Source organism: Variovorax sp. HJSM1_2, from assembly GCF_049316285.1.
Lineage (GTDB): Bacteria > Pseudomonadota > Gammaproteobacteria > Burkholderiales > Burkholderiaceae_C > Rhodoferax_B.
In genome coordinates, this window is the sequence record NZ_JBMOXA010000008.1 from 174,032 (window position 1) to 189,508 (window position 15,477).

15 protein-coding genes are annotated in these 15,477 nt (G+C 57.8%); 5 read left to right on the forward strand and 10 right to left on the reverse strand.

The window, feature by feature from the left end:
• Positions 1-12 precede the first annotated feature (12 nt).
• From era to nagZ, 5 genes are all read left to right on the forward strand, one after another.
• Positions 13-960, forward strand: a complete 948-nt coding sequence (gene era / locus ACFQ95_RS11390) for a GTPase Era (RefSeq protein ID WP_422831127.1) — start codon at positions 13-15, stop codon at positions 958-960.
• Positions 961-1,018: 58 nt separating this feature from the next.
• Positions 1,019-1,795: a DNA repair protein RecO gene (gene recO / locus ACFQ95_RS11395; RefSeq protein WP_422831018.1), complete on the forward strand. Its 777-nt coding sequence runs from the start codon at positions 1,019-1,021 to the stop codon at positions 1,793-1,795.
• A gap of 28 nt (positions 1,796-1,823) precedes the next feature.
• Positions 1,824-2,588, forward strand: coding sequence for a pyridoxine 5'-phosphate synthase (locus ACFQ95_RS11400; protein WP_422831019.1), 765 nt, complete (start codon positions 1,824-1,826; stop codon positions 2,586-2,588).
• A gap of 15 nt (positions 2,589-2,603) precedes the next feature.
• Entirely contained in the window at positions 2,604-3,002 is a 399-nt protein-coding gene (gene acpS / locus ACFQ95_RS11405; RefSeq protein WP_422831021.1) for a holo-ACP synthase, read from the forward strand.
• Positions 3,003-3,100: 98 nt separating this feature from the next.
• A complete protein-coding gene (gene nagZ / locus ACFQ95_RS11410) occupies positions 3,101-4,192 on the forward strand; it encodes a beta-N-acetylhexosaminidase (protein ID WP_422831023.1) in 1,092 nt (363 codons plus the stop codon).
• Here nagZ and ACFQ95_RS11415 read toward each other — a convergent pair.
• From ACFQ95_RS11415 to ACFQ95_RS11460, 10 genes are all read right to left on the reverse strand, one after another.
• Positions 4,181-4,849 (reverse strand): mechanosensitive ion channel domain-containing protein, encoded by a 669-nt coding sequence (locus ACFQ95_RS11415; RefSeq protein ID WP_422831024.1) that lies wholly within the window; start codon positions 4,847-4,849, stop codon positions 4,181-4,183. The two genes, nagZ and ACFQ95_RS11415, sit on opposite strands and share 12 nt — an antisense overlap.
• Positions 4,850-4,907: 58 nt before the next feature.
• Positions 4,908-6,440 carry a lysine--tRNA ligase gene (gene lysS / locus ACFQ95_RS11420; protein ID WP_422831025.1) on the reverse strand — a complete coding sequence of 511 codons (1,533 nt, stop codon included), beginning with the start codon at positions 6,438-6,440 and terminating at the stop codon, positions 4,908-4,910.
• A 128-nt stretch (positions 6,441-6,568) separates the two neighbouring features.
• Positions 6,569-7,129 carry a sugar transferase gene (locus tag ACFQ95_RS11425; RefSeq protein ID WP_422831027.1) on the reverse strand — a complete coding sequence of 187 codons (561 nt, stop codon included), beginning with the start codon at positions 7,127-7,129 and terminating at the stop codon, positions 6,569-6,571.
• Positions 7,126-8,166: an NAD-dependent epimerase/dehydratase family protein gene (locus tag ACFQ95_RS11430; protein WP_422831028.1), complete on the reverse strand. Its 1,041-nt coding sequence runs from the start codon at positions 8,164-8,166 to the stop codon at positions 7,126-7,128. Before ACFQ95_RS11430 ends, ACFQ95_RS11425 begins: the two co-directional genes overlap by 4 nt.
• Entirely contained in the window at positions 8,076-9,032 is a 957-nt protein-coding gene (locus ACFQ95_RS11435) for a glycosyltransferase (protein WP_422831029.1), read from the reverse strand. Before ACFQ95_RS11435 ends, ACFQ95_RS11430 begins: the two co-directional genes overlap by 91 nt.
• A 4-nt stretch (positions 9,033-9,036) precedes the next feature.
• Positions 9,037-9,921, reverse strand: a complete 885-nt coding sequence (locus ACFQ95_RS11440; RefSeq protein ID WP_422831031.1) for a glycosyltransferase family 2 protein — start codon at positions 9,919-9,921, stop codon at positions 9,037-9,039.
• A 23-nt stretch (positions 9,922-9,944) separates the two neighbouring features.
• A complete protein-coding gene (locus tag ACFQ95_RS11445) occupies positions 9,945-10,853 on the reverse strand; it encodes a glycosyltransferase family 2 protein (RefSeq protein ID WP_422831033.1) in 909 nt (302 codons plus the stop codon).
• Positions 10,854-11,304: 451 nt separating this feature from the next.
• The gene (locus tag ACFQ95_RS11450) at positions 11,305-12,789 is read right to left on the reverse strand and encodes an oligosaccharide flippase family protein (protein ID WP_422831034.1); all 1,485 of its coding nucleotides are present in this window, start codon (positions 12,787-12,789) and stop codon (positions 11,305-11,307) included.
• A 43-nt stretch (positions 12,790-12,832) separates the two neighbouring features.
• Positions 12,833-14,818: a polysaccharide biosynthesis protein gene (locus ACFQ95_RS11455; protein ID WP_422831036.1), complete on the reverse strand. Its 1,986-nt coding sequence runs from the start codon at positions 14,816-14,818 to the stop codon at positions 12,833-12,835.
• Positions 14,819-15,451, reverse strand: a complete 633-nt coding sequence (locus ACFQ95_RS11460; RefSeq protein WP_422831037.1) for an LON peptidase substrate-binding domain-containing protein — start codon at positions 15,449-15,451, stop codon at positions 14,819-14,821.
• Between the last annotated feature and the right edge of the window lie 26 nt (positions 15,452-15,477).

Genomic DNA, 15,477 nt, shown 5'->3' on the forward strand with positions numbered 1-15,477 from the left:
AGTCTGGAAGGCATGCTTGCGGCGCTGAAGAAGCCGGCAGACGCCGCCACGCTGCGGGCCGATCCGCACTGCGGCCTGGTCGCCATTGTCGGCAAGCCCAACGTCGGCAAGTCCACACTGCTGAACGCGCTGGTGGGGCAAAAGATCAGCATCACCTCGCGCAAGGCGCAGACCACGCGCCACCGCATCACCGGCATGCGCACGCGTGGCAACACGCAGTTTGTGTTTGTCGACACGCCGGGCTTTCAAACCCTGCACAACAACGCGCTCAACCGCTCGCTCAACAAAACCGTCAAGGGTGCCGTGGGTGATGTGGACCTGGTGTTGTTTGTGGTCGAGGCGGGCAGCTTTACACCAGCCGACGCCAAGGTGCTGGAGCTGCTGAAGGGCGATGCACCGGTCCTGCTGATCGCCAACAAGTTCGACAACGTGCACCGCCGTGCCGACATCGCGCCCTGGCTGCAAAGCATGCAGGAGCGCCACCCGTTTGCCGAGTTCGTGCCCATGTCGGCGAAAAATGCCAAAGACATCGAGCGCCTGTTCGACATCTGCGGCAAATACATGCCCGCGCAAGCCTGGTGGTATGCCGCCGACGAGCTGACCGACCGCAGCGAGAAGTTCCTTGCGTCCGAGACCGTGCGCGAAAAGCTGTTCCGCCTGACGGGCGACGAGTTGCCCTATACCTCGACCATTGTCATCGACAAGTTCGAAGAAGAGCCGCCGCAAAAGGCTGGGCAGAAACGCCTGCTGCGCATTGCCGCCACCATCATCGTCGAGCGCGACGGCCACAAGGCCATGATCATTGGCGACAAGGGTGAACGTATCAAACGCATCGGCACCGAAACCCGTGTAGACCTGGAGCGCGCGCTCGACTGCAAGGTGTTCATCGAACTGTGGGTGAAGGTGCGCTCCGGTTGGGCCGACGACGAAGCGCGCGTACGTTCTTTCGGCTACGAGTGACTCCCCGAGTCTTTTTGACTTTGCTTAAACGCCAGTTCCTTAACGAGGAACTGCGTTAATGGCCGCCAAACAGCGCGTCCATGAAGAAGCCGCCTTTGTGCTGCACCGCTACGATTGGAGCGAGTCCAGCCTGATCCTCGACGTCTTCACGCGCGGCATGGGGCGCATCGCGCTGGTGGCCAAGGGTGCCAAACGGCCGACTTCCAACTTTCGACCGATTCTGTTGCCGCTGCAGCCGCTGCGTGTGGTGTTCGGTGGCGAGGGCGACATCCGCAACCTCAAGGGGGCGGAGTGGGTCGGCGGGCACGTGATGCCGACAGGCGAGGCGCTGCTCTCCGGCCTGTACCTCAACGAATTGTTGCTGCGCCTGCTGGCGCGCGACGACCCGCACACCACCTTGTTCGATGCCTATGGTGACGCCGTGCAGCTATTGGCGCTGGGCCTGCCCGAGTTATTGGAGCCCGGCCTGCGTGCGTTTGAGCTGCTGTTGCTGCGCGAAACCGGTTTGCTGCCGGTGCTGGGTGTGCAGACCATGACGCAGCAGCCCTTGGATGCAGAAACACGCTACACCCTGGTGGCCGAAGGCGGCCTGCGCCAAAGCCATGCCGACGACCGCGCCAGCCTGACCGGCACGCAATGGCTGCAATTACAACGCAGCCTGGAAACCCACGAGGCGCGCCATTCCGTGACGGGGAGTCCGTTCGCCGCCACATTGCGCGCCTGTGCCGAGGTGGGGGCCGGCCTCAAGCCCCAATTGCGCAACCTGCTGCACTACCATTGCGGTGTCGCCACGTTGCATACGCGGCGCATGATGATGGATTTGCAGAACATCTGATTCCCCGAACCCGTTTGCCGAGATTGCCATGACCACCGCCAAGACCGCACTTTCCGTCAACATCAACAAAGTCGCGCTGGTGCGCAACACGCGCCACCTGGGCATTCCCAGCGTCACGCGTGCGGCCGAGCTGTGCCTGCAAGCCGGCGCCCACGGCATCACCGTACACCCGCGGCCCGACGAGCGCCATATCCGCGCCCACGATGTGCACGACCTGGCCGCGCTGATGAAGAACTGGCCTGGGCGTGAGTTCAACATCGAAGGCAACCCCTACCAGAACCTGATGGACTTCATCCGCGCCATGCGGCCCACGCAGTGCACCTTTGTGCCCGACAGCGAAGACCAGTTCACCAGCGACCACGGCTGGGATTTGTCGCCGCAAAGCGGCAATGCCGAACGCCTGCGCCCGCTGATCGCCGAATGCCAGGCCCTGGGTGTGCGTGTCAGCCTGTTCATGGACCCGGACCCAGCGGCCATGGCAGCGGCCAAAGTCGTGGGCGCAGACCGCGTGGAGCTTTACACCGAGAGCTACGCCAGCGCCCACGAAACCCCCAGTTTTCAACAGGTTTTGAGCCAGTTTGCGCAGGCCACACAAGCGGCAGTAGCTCTGAATTTAGGAGTCAACGCCGGCCACGACCTGAGCCGTGGCAACCTCAGCGACTTCCTGCGCGCCTGCCCCGGTGTGCAAGAGGTGTCCATCGGCCACGCGCTGGTGGCCGATGCGCTGGAGCTGGGTTATGCCGCCACGGTGCGCGACTATCTGCGCTGCATCGACCAGGCTTTTGCCGGCTGATCGGCGGGTTGGCACATGATCTACGGCATTGGTACCGACATCTGCGATGTACGCCGCATCCGCGCCAGCCTGGAGCGCCACGGCGACCGCTTTGCCGAAAAGGTGCTGAGCGAGGCCGAACTCGCCACTTGGCGCAAACGCGGCGCGCGCTGGCCCGAGCGCGGTGTGCGTTTTCTCGCCACGCGCTTCAGTGCCAAGGAAGCCTTCAGCAAGGCCATAGGCATGGGTATGCGCATGCCCATGACCTGGCGGCTGTGCGAGATCAACAACCTGCCCAGCGGCCAGCCGGTCATCGTGCTGCACGGTGTGTTGCGCGAATGGTTTGAAGAGCGCCAGTTGACCGCCCACGTCACCGTGACCGACGAAACCGACTACGCCGCCAGTTTTGTGGTGGTGGAGAAGCCAGCGCCTTAACAAAGACGATCACAAGTCGATAAGGTTGCCTAGTATCAAATTTGCAGCTGCTCACGCTAGGTATATAAGCGTGTGTGGCACTTTTTATTCATAAAAATATGCACCAACACGCACCCGTCATCCTCGATGTGGCCGGCTTGGAACTGACCGCCGCCGACCGCCCCCGCCTAAAAAACCCGCTCACCGGCGGCGTGATCCTCTTCGCCCGCAACTGGCAAGACCGGCACCAGTTGCTGGAGCTCACCAGCGCCATCAAGGCCATACGCAGCGACCTGTTGATCTGCGTAGACCACGAAGGTGGGCGCGTGCAGCGTTTCCGTACCGACGGTTTCACCCATGTGCCGCCCATGCGCGCCTTTGGTGAGCTTTGGATGGACGATGGCAAGGGCGCCAAGGCCGTGCCTGGCAGCGGTGCCCTGCGCGCCAGCAACGCCGCCACGGCGGCCGGTTATGTGCTGGGCAGCGAGCTGCGCAGCTGCGGTGTGGATTTCAGCTTCACGCCGGTGCTCGACCTCGACTGGGGCGAAAGCGGCGTGATCGGCGACCGCGCCTTCCACCGTGACCCACGTGTGGTGGCGCTGCTGGCCAAGAGCCTGATGCACGGCCTGCTGCAGGCCGGCATGGCCAATTGCGGCAAACACTTCCCGGGGCATGGCTTCGTCAAGGCCGATTCGCACACTGACATCCCGGTGGACAAGCGCAGTTTGAAAGCCATCCTGGCCGACGACGCGGCGCCGTACCCGTGGTTGTCGAGCACGCTCACCAGCGTGATGCCAGCGCATGTGATCTACCCCAAGGTGGATATGCGCCCGGCGGGCTTTTCGGCACGTTGGCTGCAAGACATCCTGCGCCGCCAGATGCGTTTTGATGGCGCCATCTTCAGCGACGACCTGAGCATGGAGGCCGCGCGCCGCCTCGACGGCCAAGTGCTGAGCTACACCGATGCCGCCGTGCTGGCCCTGGCCGCAGGCTGCGACATGGTGCTGCTGTGCAACCAGAGTCTGGGTGACGGCCAGGCGGTGGATGAATTGCTCGACGGTCTGGCCCAGGCACAGGCCAATGGCCGCTGGCAAGCGCTGGAGGCCAGCGAGGCGCGCCGCCAGGCCTTGTTGCCTGAAACCGCGCCCCAGCCCTGGGACGACCTGATGGTGCAGCCCGCCTACATGCAGGCTCTGGACTTACTTCCCTGAATGCGTTGAAGGCGCAGTCGCCGCTGCGGGGATCGCCGCGTCAGTCGCGGTGCCTGCAGCGGTGGGCGGCAGCGCGTGCGGCAGCGGTTGCCGGTGCTGTGGCGCCGTGCGCCAATGGCGCACCACGCGCTGGAAGATCAGCGTGTTGGGGATTTGCAGCCAGGCATCCTTTTCGGGTGAATCGAAGTCCTGCAGCACGGTGTAGAGCATGTTGATCTCGATGACCTGGCCGCGGATGCCTGGTTTCTCGCCACTGTCTATCAGCTCGATGTAGTCGCCCAGGCGGAATGGCCGCATGGTGAAGATCAGCAGCGCGCAGTAGAAGTTGGACAGCACACTCCACACCGCAAAAAACGCCACCGCACCCACGGCCGCGAAGCTGGAGAAGGCGGTCCACAACACCGCCGCCGACACGCCCAGGCGCTCCAGGATCATCAGGAACGCGCCTGCGCGTATCACCCAGCGCAGCACGCCCAGTATGGGCACCATCAACTCCTGCGGCCACTGGTAACGCTCGGCTACGCGCTTGAGGATGTGGCGTATGGTGTGGTGTACCACGGTGGCCAGCACCATGATCATCAGGATCTGCAGGCCGGGCACAACGATGTCCAGCCACTCGTGCAGCCATTCGGGGATGTAGTTTTGAACCTTGCGCATGGGAAATAAGCAGGGGTGCCGCAGCACCCCTTTGTTCATGGTTTTAAGCGGTCAGCAGTTACTGTACTTCGCGGCGCAGCGCGGGGAACAGGATCACGTCGCGGATGCTGGCGCTGTCGGTCAGCAACATCATCAGGCGGTCGATGCCTATGCCGCAGCCGCCGGTGGGGGGCATGCCGTATTCCAGTGCGCGCACAAAGTCGTGGTCGTAATACATGGCTTCGTCGTCACCGCTGTCCTTGGCTTCCACCTGCGCGTTGAAGCGCGCGGCCTGGTCTTCGGCGTCGTTCAGCTCCGAGAAGCCGTTGCCGAATTCGCGGCCGGTGATGTACAGCTCAAAACGCTCGGTCACTTCGGGGCGGCTGTCGTTGGCGCGCGCCAGGGGCGAGATTTCGGTCGGGTGTTCCATGATGAAGGTGGGCTGCCAGAGCTTTTCTTCCACGGTTTCTTCAAAGTACAACACCTGCAGGCTGGCCAGGCTGCGCGTCGAAAGCTTGTTCTTGGCCTCGTTCAAGCCCAGCTTCTTCAGCGCGTTGGTCAGCCACTCGGCGTTTGTCACGTTGTCACCGGCGTCGGTGTACTTCTGGATGGCTTCGACAATCGTCAGGCGCTCGAACGGCTGGCTCAAGTCGACAGCTTTGTCGGCATAGGTGAGTTGCAGCGAGCCGGTAGCCTTCAGCGCGGCATCACGGATCAGGGTTTCGGTGAAGTTCATCAGGTCCTGGTAGTTCCAGTAGGCCGCGTAGAACTCCATCATGGTGAACTCGGGGTTGTGGCGCACCGAGATGCCTTCGTTGCGGTAGCTGCGGTTGATTTCAAACACGCGCTCAAAGCCGCCCACGATCAGCCGCTTCAAGTACAGCTCGGGTGCGATGCGCAAGAACATTTCCTGGTCGAGCGCATTGTGGTGCGTCTTGAACGGCTTGGCGTTGGCGCCGCCGGGAATGGGGTGCAGCATAGGCGTTTCCACTTCCAGAAAGCCGTTGCCCACCATGAATTCGCGCAGCGCGCTCACGGCCTTGCTGCGGGCCGCAAAACGCTGGCGTGCCGACTCGTCGGTGATCAGGTCGACATAACGCTGGCGGTACTTTTGCTCCTGGTCGGCCATGCCGTGGAACTTGTCGGGCAGCGGGCGCAGGCTCTTGGTGAGCAGGCGCACGCTGGTGGCGTGGATAGACAGCTCGCCGGTCTTGGTGCGGAACATGCGGCCCTCGGCGGCCACGATGTCGCCCAGGTCCCAGTGCTTGAACAATGCGTAGGTTTCTTCCCCCACGTCGTCGCGCGACACGTAGATCTGGATGCGGCCGGTGCTGTCCTGCAGCGACGCAAAGCTGGCCTTGCCCATCACGCGCTTGAGCATCATGCGGCCGGCCACCGAGGCCGTGGCGCCCGCGGCCACCAACTCTTCGGCGGTTTGCTCGGCGTGGGTAGCGTGCAATTGCGCGGCGCGGTCAGCCGGTTTGAAGTCGTTCGGAAACGCCACCCCTTGCCCTTCGGCCTGCCGTTGGCGAATCGCCTTGAGTTTTTCGCGGCGTTCGGCGATCAGCTTGTTTTCGTCTTGCGGGGCTGGGGTAGGGGTTTGGTCGGACATATCTTGGGAGTTTTGGGAGTGGCAAATGCCAGCGCCCGAAGGGGCCAGGCGCGGAAACCCGCCATTTTAAGTTTTCCGCGGCGGCTGCGTGGCTGCGCGCGGAAATCTAGTGTCCTGCGCGCGTCTGGCTAGTGTGTGATGCCGTCGCGCCGCAGCACCTTGAAGAAGGTGCGCCACAGGATGTGTATGTCCAGCCACAGGCTTTGGTGCTTCAGGTAGTAGGCATCCATTTCCACCTTTTGCGGGATCGGCACGTCGTCACGCCCATTGATCTGCGCCCAGCCGGTAAGCCCCGGCAGCAGCGTGTGCACTGCGCGCTCGCTGCGCAGGGCAATCAAATCGTGCTGGTTGAACAGCGCAGGGCGCGGCCCCACAAAGCTCATGTCGCCTACCAGAATGCTCCAAAGCTGCGGCAATTCGTCCAGGCTGCTCTTGCGGATGAAGCCGCCAATCGGCGTGAGAAAGCTCTCCGGCCTGGCCAGCAGGTGTGTGGCCACCTCGGGTGTATCGGTGCGCATGCTGCGGAACTTGGGCATGCGGAAGATACGGTTGTGCCGGCCTACGCGGTCGGACCAGTAGAGGACGGGGCCGGGGGAGGTGAGTTTGACGGCCACGGCGACGATAACAATGGGAATTAGCAGTACCGTGCAGGCCAGCACGGCCAACAGAAAATCAAGAAAGCGCTTCATGGTGTGGTTGGTTTTTGAAAAGTGCGCCGTAAGCTTTCGTCGACCGAATACGGGGCGGTCCAGCCTAGCCGGGTGTTGGCTTTGCGGCAATCAACCTGGAGGCTACCCGTCAACTGCTGCAGCATTGACCTCTTGCCCACCAAGCTCGCGGCTAGATGAAGAACCGGTAGCGGCAGCTTGAACAGCGGGGCGTTGGTGCCCATTGCCCGCGCCATGCGTCGCACCAGAGCGGGGGTGGAAAGATCGTCTCCATCGCTCACCAAAAATGTTTGGTTGCCGGCGGCGGGGTGCAGCATGCAAGTTTTGATGAAGTCCACCAGGTTTTCGATGCTCACCAAGCTGCGTAGGTTTTGCACGCCACCCAAGGGGAGGGGGGTGCCGCGCTGAACCAGATTCGCGAGTCGGCCGAAGTTACCAGGTGCACGAGGGCCATACACCAGCGGCGGGCGAATGATGACCACTTCCATGCCGGTATGTTCGGCGATTTTACGCAGGCCATCTTCGGCTTCGCATTTGGAAACGGCGTAGGGCGTGGTTGGGGTTGGATCACTTTGCTCCGTGTAGACGGTGTTGCCACCATTGCCCAGTACACCAATTGAGCTCAAAAAGACAAAGCGGTGCACGCCCGCGTCAGCCGCTTGTAGTGCCAGGCGAAGAGTACCTTCGGTATTGGTGCTGCGGAATGCCGCGAGTGCATCTTGTGCGGTTTCTTGCATTACGTGGACGCGAGCTGCAGCGTGGACCACTACGTCAATGTTTTCCACTGCCGCAGCCCACTCGGTACCTCCGTTGATCGCATCGATTTTGATTGCTTGGAGGTGAGGTTCTTGAGGGAGCGCCTTCAATTGACGGCCGACGAGCTTCAGTTGGTAGCCTGGCGCCTGTTGTAGTGCGTTGGTGAGCGCCGAGCCGATGAAGCCTGAGGCCCCCGTGATCAGGCAGCGCGTCACGACCTGTGCTTCCGACTCGGCAAATACAGCGCCATCCAAAGACAGGAAAACACAAACAGCAGGCGGTCGCCCGTGCGGCGCCTGCATTGCGCGCTGTGCAGCGCTAAACGCAGCAGCCCCAACCTTTGCCCGCAAATCCATGAGGAAACAAAGGAATCGGAGGCCAGTCCTACCAACTCGGCCGTCAGGCACGCTTGCGCAAAGCCCCAACCATTGCCAATTTTGGCCACGCGGCGCAGCAATGGTTTCAACCCAGAATTCACGCCGACTTGGTTGTCGCCGTGTTGCCGGTAGCGCATGCCAGGCTGTGGATCAATCACCCACTGGTAGCCTTTCGCACGTGCAAAAGCATAGAGGAACCAGTCGTGAAAAACCACTGGCGATAGCGACTCTGTCTGCTGGCGCGCGAGTGTTTGACAGGCGTGTGCCAGTGCACTGCTCAGCACAAACGTGCACCCCGGCCCCGGCCCCTCAAACAAGAAATCCCACTGTTTTTGGGGCAGCGCCTTCTGCACCACCACTTGCTTGCCGGATGGCCAGAACGCAATCACATTGCTGGAGTAGCCGGCAGCACCCGTCTCCGTCAAACGTTGATGCGCACGCTGTAGCTTTTCAGGCAACCAGATGTCGTCTTGGTCGGCGAAAGCCAGGTAGTCGTAGCCGTTGAGGTCAACCTCGCGTAGCAAATGGAAGAAGTTTGGTGCTGCTCCGCCAAACACCTGAGCGAAGGGGAGTGTGGTGATGCGATGATCTTCTTGCACCAGCGTCTCCACAAGCGCTTCTGTGCCGTCGGTCGAGCGGTCCACACTCAACACAATGTGCACCTGCACGCCTCGTTGGTCCAATATCGATTGGATCTGCTCGCGTAGGTAAGCCGTGCCATTGAACGCAGCGAGCACGATCAAAATGTTTGGCAGCGCCGCAATCGGTTGCGAGGATAGGTTCTGGCTCACCGGACTAACTTTTCATTGGGCCAAGCTTGTTGCGTATGCCATCCCACATGCCACGCAACGTGGCGTTGAAATGCTTGCTTCTATCTTCTGAGGCGAGCAGTGGAAAAATGATGGTCCACGCAAGTGCTTTGAAGAAGATCTCAACGCGAATGGCTGGGCCAGCAGATCGAGAGTGCAAGGCCAAGTGGAAGGCGTTGCGAATCATGTAGTAGTGACGCGTCGCCCCTCTGAAGCTCACCTTCTTTCCCAAGAAAGCAACGGAATTGTCACCCATGGTGTGTTTGATGACGACGTTGCCGTTGCCAATGTTTTGGTACCCGAATCGATATTTCGCCCGCCAACACCACTCCAAGTCGACCCAGTCGATGAACAGATCTTCCTGCATTGGCCCGACCACTTTCAACACCTCTGTCGGAATGATCATGCCCGAGGCAATGGCGTGCGAAATCAGATTGACACCCGGCTTCGGTGTCAAGCGCTGGGTAAAGGGGCCGTGGTTGATGAAATCTTGGATGCCATTCTTATTGACATCGAAATAGGCTGGGGCGACCGAAGCGACTCGCGTGAGGCTTTTATTTTCAAACATGGCCAGCATGTCTGTGAGATAGCTCGGCGGATAAAGAGTGTCTTGATCGCTGAGCCAAATGAAACCTTGTTTTTTTTCCATCGCCTTATGAATTCCGATATTCTGTGCTGCGGAAATTCCTATATTTTTATTCAGATGGATGTATTCAAGATTCTCTATTTTTGGCAACGCGTGTGAGAAATCTGCATCGCTGTTGTCAACGATGTAAATGCTGTCGCACTGGATCGATATGCTGTCCAGAACCTCCAAGAAGCTCTTGATTTTCGGATTGTAGGTCACTACAACGCATGAGGTTGAGTTCATGTTTTTGAAAATCTTTTAATTTTTTAATAAATAGGATTTTTCATAGGACCAAGCTTATTGAGAACTCCATCAAGGAGCCCTCTAAGAGTTGCCTTGAAGTGTGTTTTTTTTTGCTGTGGGGCAATCAAAGGAAGAATAAAAAGCCAAACCACTGTTTTAATGAAAAGTTCTAAGCGAATGACAAGGGTGGCGGAGTTTGAATGTAACGAGAGCGCAATGGAGTTTCTGATCATGTAGTAGTGACGCGTTGGGCTCCTGAAACTTATTTTCTGGCCTCGAAAATAAACATGGCCATCACCCATCGTGTGTTGAATGAAAATATCGCCAATGCCTATGGTTTGATATCCAAAAATTCTTTTTGCACGCCAACACCATTCTAAATCAACCATGTCAATGAAAAGATCATCCCGCATTAAGCCAATTTTTTCGAAAACATGGATTGGGATAATCGATCCTGAGGCTATGCAATGAGAAATGAGGTTTATGCCTTTTTGTGGTTGAAAATACTCGGTATATGGTGTATGTCGCGTAAAAGGCTGGAGGCAGTTTGTGGTTGTATCAAAATAGGCCGGGGCGATAGCTGCAACCGAAATGCCAGCCAATGATGCCTTTTTAAAAAAAGGCATCATGTTTTTTAAGTAACCTGTAGGATAAATTGTATCCTGATCACTCAGCCATATGTACTTGGAGCCTATTTTTTGTGCTTCGCGAATACCGATGTTTTGAGCAGTGGAGATTCCAGTATTTTGATTTAGTGAAACGTATTGAAGATTTTTGTATTGTGAAAAATCTAAATCTAATGGATAATCGCTGTTGTCGATGATAAAAATATGATCGGCCTGTTCACACAAGCTGTCGAGTACGCATAGAAATTTTTTCTGATTTGGGTTGTACGTCACCAAAATGCAGGAAACGTGTTCTGTGCTTTGCATTTACAGTACTTATTCAATTAGCTTGGCAGCGATGGCTTTGAGCTCGGCTCGATAAATGCGTAGCGATTGAAAAATTCCAAGTTTCAGGTAAACGAGCTTGCAGCCTATGAATCGAGCGCAGCGCACAAGATTTTGATTCAGCCGCAGCGATTGGGTGATCGCATAGCGGGAAGCTGCTGACTTAGAGTCAAGAGACTCGTTCGGAGGAGCTGGGTTCTGGCGTGTCAAATATTGGGCGTAAGCCTTGCCAATACTACGGGCGTGAGGCGGGGGGGCAAGATTAGCGCCGCTATGTTGCAGGCGGTGAAGCTTGATTCTTATAGACGCGCAGTGGAATGGGCGATCATTCATGGCAATGAAAATTCACCCGCTCAATACTGAGCTGAGGCATACCGGGCAAGGATCCGGGTACTCACATTTCTGAGCCGGCCAGCTGGGGTTTCGAAAGTCGTCAGGTTTCATTTTGGACAAAAATGGTGTAGAGGTGGTAACCACACCAAGCTAATGCCCCGGCAAGCATTAGACCAAGGTAGATGGATGGCGAGGTCGTTAAGCCTAGTGAAAACCACTGGTTAGAGGACTCAAGGAAACCAATGATAGTCAACGCTATTCCGCTCATGGTGGCCCATAACAGTGCTTGCAGCAGAGAATTTTTCGCGATGGGAAATAGGCATATTGCACACAAGTACAACAAAAGCGTGTCGACGCAGACGCGGAGAGTCCAGACGACGGCTGCACCAACCAAGCCAAAATGCAAAACGGCCCACCAAAGTGCAATGCTGTACGGAAGCAACTCAATGAGGTGGACTTTGGCGATGAGGTCGGTACGGCTGGCACTTTGTAGCAACGTATGGGCTATATGGGCAAAACCATTTACAACAATACCGACTGCTATCCATAGCCATACGGGGGTACTGGACTTGGCCAGATTTGGACCAATCCACCAACTTAACAATAAAGGTCCTACCGTAGCTAGAAGAAACATACCTGGCAACCAAATAGCTACCAGTAGACACGTTGCAGATTTAACCAACGCAGGCGACGTGCTCGATGCAATGTCCGTCGATGTATGTGACCTTGCTAGCAGTGGGAACAGTACCCCGAGCATGGCAAGCGGTATCATCGGAAGTCTGTACAAAACGTCAAATGGCACGGTGTAGTGTGTGACTGCCGCAACGCTGAGCAAAGCCGCAATTGCGAAGCGGTCAAAGTAGGCTAGCAAGGGGCTAACGAGGTTGCTGACAGTTAACCAGCCGCCGAATCGCAGTAGCGTGTTCAGACCATCTGCCGGTGTTTCTTGTTTTGGCCCTACAAATTCTCCACGCGCCACCCATGCGTATATCAGAGCGGTTGCTATGCGCATCAGAAGCAGACTTGCCATGAGGGCTCTAAGATCGACTGTGTAGAGTGCAACAAGCCACGGCAAACAAAAGCTAGCAACGCCTGCTGGGATGCGCACGCTGTTAACTGCGACAAAGCGGCTTCTGGCCTCCAATACACCAGCGCAGCACGTAGACCACATCAAAAACGGTACGGCGGCGGCGAGAATCATCCAAGCGGTGGGTGTTTCTGTTCGAATCTCTACGGGGACTTTGAGGGCGGTCGTGATCCAAGGGGTTGCGGCTAGTAAAGCGGCGGCCCAGCCTGTGCCGAGCATCCACATTAGTCGCCGCGCAACCCTTGCCATAGCCGCCTGATCGTGACTTGGCATACCGGCAGCGTCTTGCTGTGATAGGTATTGAGTGATGGCTTTACCCATACCGAGGTCCAATAAACCGAAATAGCCCACCAGTGACCATGCCAAGGTGAGGGTACCAAAACGGTCTTGGCCCAGTCGGTGGATCAGACCGGGCACCACCGCTAGCCCGACTAGCATGGGTAGCACCATGCCGGAAATGTTCAGTGCGATATGGGATAAATGACGTCTATTGAGCACGCGCTGATTCTCTAGCAATGGAATGCGAGTAGATACTCGCAGACTACTCGCCTATATGGGTTTGAGTGCTGTCCAGATGGCATCCGGAAACCAACTGGTTGACGAGTGTTTTGATGGCAACAAGGTTGTTGTGTTGGGTTGCAGCAACCAGAGTATCCAAAGCGGCGCTTAATTCTGACCAGATCATGAACTCTTCCCGCGCTTTCATGATCCGCGGATGCTGAGTGGGAACAGGGTTATCACCAATTAGCAGCTCTTCATAGAGCTTTTCTCCCGGGCGCAAACCCACGACACGGATCTCGATGTCGCCCTCGGGATTTAGCGTATCGCGAACGGTGAGTCCCGCCAGTGTGACGATGTGTCGGGCGAGATCCATGATCTTCACGGGTTCACCCATGTCCAGCACAAAAACGTCGCCACCTTCGGCCATGGCACCAGCTTGCAGCACCAGTTGGGCTGCTTCGGGGATGGTCATAAAGTAGCGCGTTACTTCTTCATGTGTGACGGTGATGGGCCCTCCAGCCGCTAGTTGCCTGCGAAAAATCGGGACAACGCTCCCACTGGAGCCGAGAACGTTGCCGAACCGGACCATTGCAAAGGAGGTGGAATGTGTGATGGCCTGACTGTCTAATGCGGAGCACTGGTGATATCCCGCAAACTGCGGCGAAGGGCAGGCGGCCAGTGCCTGCAAGATGAGCTCGGCAATGCGTTTGCTGGCCCCCATGATGCTTGTGGGTCTTACTGCTTTGTCGGTAGAGACTAGGACAAATCGTTCGGTTCCATTTTCGAGTGCGGCACGTGCAACGTTGAGCGTGCCAAAGACATTGTTGGCAATGCCCTCGGCTGGGTTATGTTCGACCAGAGGTACATGTTTGTAGGCCGCTGCGTGGTAAACCGAGGCAGGCCTAAATTTTTGGAAGATGCCCGCAATATGCTCGTAGTCGCGCACGCTGCCGAGCAAAGGAACCAGTGCGGTGTGCAGCTGTCCATTTGCACACAGGGACTGCAATTCACTGTGAATGCTGTAGAGCCCAAATTCGTTATGGTCTAACAAGATCAGCTGAGAGGGTTTCTCCAAAAGAATCTGGCGGCATAGCTCTCCCCCAATGCTCCCTCCGGCGCCCGTCACCAGCACGACTTTGTTCAACAGGTTGCGCGCAAGTAAATCGGTATCTGGCGGCACCGGCTCGCGTCCCAGTAAGTCTTCGATTTCCAATTCGCGAATGTCTTGTACCGTAACACGCCCGCTCGTCAGGTCGGATAGGCCGGGAATGGTGCGGACATGCACTGGCACGGTATCCAGCGCGCGGATGATCTGGTTGCGACGCTCACGGGTCGCGCTGGGCAGGGCGAGCAAAATATCGGAGACCTTTTGTCTGGCAACCAATGTTGGCACATGCGACGGAGGGTGCACCCGCACGCCGTTGATGCTACGGCCCACTTTGGCAGGGTCATCGTCAATAAACCCGAGCAGCTGATATTGTTGTTTGGCGCTGCCTAAAGCCGCTGCCGTTTGCACACCAGCTGTACCTGCCCCATAGATCAACAGCCGCGCTGCGGAGCGGCTGGTTTGGCCGGTCACGCTCACCAGCCAGCTGCGTGCCAGGGTGCGACTACCCGCTACCAAAAATAAAAAGATGAGCGGCTGCAGCACGCCCATGCTGCGTGGAATCTCTTCTAGCTGCATGTTTTGCATCCACCACAGCACACACAACAACAGCAAGCTGTAGACGGCTACAGCCTTTGCAATGGTGGCCAGTGCTGCCAAGCCGGTGTAGCGAAAAATCGCCCGGTACAGGCCAAATCGCGTAAAGATGGGCACTGACATCAAGGGCGCCAAGGCGTAGACAAACCGCTGGTCATCGTTCGGCCAATGCAGCGTATCTAGCCGTAGCGTGAAGGCCAGCCACATCGCTATCAATGACAAGGCTACATCCATCGCCACAACCACCATCCGCTTGACGGAGCGTGGCCAGGCCAGAATGGTGTGAAGGGTGAAAACTGGCACGGTGAGACTTGGAAAGTTCATCTAATCCAACAAACGATACTGAGTTAACAAGTCGGCCACCAGTTCCAGACGTACCAACGGATTGTCCAGTGCCATCAATCCATGTTTGGTGTGGGCCGGCAGTGGCAGCAGCTCGCACCAACGGTTGGCGAGCCAGCCGCAGTCGTCGGTTCGAACCGGGTCGAATGGCGCTGGGGCGTCGGGTTGTTGGGCGACTTGCTCCAGCACTTTGCGTAAAGTTGCCGCCACCTTTTGCAGGTCTTCTGGCACGGGCACCGGGTTGTCTTCGGCGATGAACTCCAGCTCAGCCACCCACAGTCCGTGGGGCAAGCGCCGCGCATTTTGGTGGCGAAAGCGTTGCAGGCCGGTGCATTCGATGAACAACAGCCCCGGACGAAGGGTTTCCAGCCGGGTGATCTGCGCCAGTGTGCCAATCGGCTGGAAGGACTCTTCTGCCTGGCCGGGGCGGATCACCTCGGAGCCTTGCGCCAAGGTAACCACACCAAATGGCTGGTTGGCGGCGTGGCATTTACGTACCATGTCCAAGTAACGCACTTCAAAAATCTGCAGCGGCAGCCGGCCACCGGGGAACAGCACCGTGCCCAGTGGGAAGAGCGGTGTGGTCGATGGTGGCGTGGTTGAATCTGGCTGCACTGAAGTTGGTAGGGGTTTGGTTGCAG

Coding starts and splice junctions, on each gene's coding strand:
- ACFQ95_RS11425 (WP_422831027.1), bottom strand. CDS start 7,129: ATGAAGCGCTTTCTTGATTTTCTGTTGGCCGTGCTGGCCTGCACGGTA.
- ACFQ95_RS11445 (WP_422831033.1), bottom strand. CDS start 10,853: ATGCAAAGCACAGAACACGTTTCCTGCATTTTGGTGACGTACAACCCA.
- ACFQ95_RS11440 (WP_422831031.1), bottom strand. CDS start 9,921: ATGAACTCAACCTCATGCGTTGTAGTGACCTACAATCCGAAAATCAAG.
- era (WP_422831127.1), top strand. CDS start 13: ATGCTTGCGGCGCTGAAGAAGCCGGCAGACGCCGCCACGCTGCGGGCC.
- ACFQ95_RS11455 (WP_422831036.1), bottom strand. CDS start 14,818: ATGAACTTTCCAAGTCTCACCGTGCCAGTTTTCACCCTTCACACCATT.
- ACFQ95_RS11430 (WP_422831028.1), bottom strand. CDS start 8,166: ATGCAGGCGCCGCACGGGCGACCGCCTGCTGTTTGTGTTTTCCTGTCT.
- ACFQ95_RS11415 (WP_422831024.1), bottom strand. CDS start 4,849: ATGCGCAAGGTTCAAAACTACATCCCCGAATGGCTGCACGAGTGGCTG.
- ACFQ95_RS11400 (WP_422831019.1), top strand. CDS start 1,824: ATGACCACCGCCAAGACCGCACTTTCCGTCAACATCAACAAAGTCGCG.
- lysS (WP_422831025.1), bottom strand. CDS start 6,440: ATGTCCGACCAAACCCCTACCCCAGCCCCGCAAGACGAAAACAAGCTG.
- acpS (WP_422831021.1), top strand. CDS start 2,604: ATGATCTACGGCATTGGTACCGACATCTGCGATGTACGCCGCATCCGC.
- recO (WP_422831018.1), top strand. CDS start 1,019: ATGGCCGCCAAACAGCGCGTCCATGAAGAAGCCGCCTTTGTGCTGCAC.
- nagZ (WP_422831023.1), top strand. CDS start 3,101: ATGCACCAACACGCACCCGTCATCCTCGATGTGGCCGGCTTGGAACTG.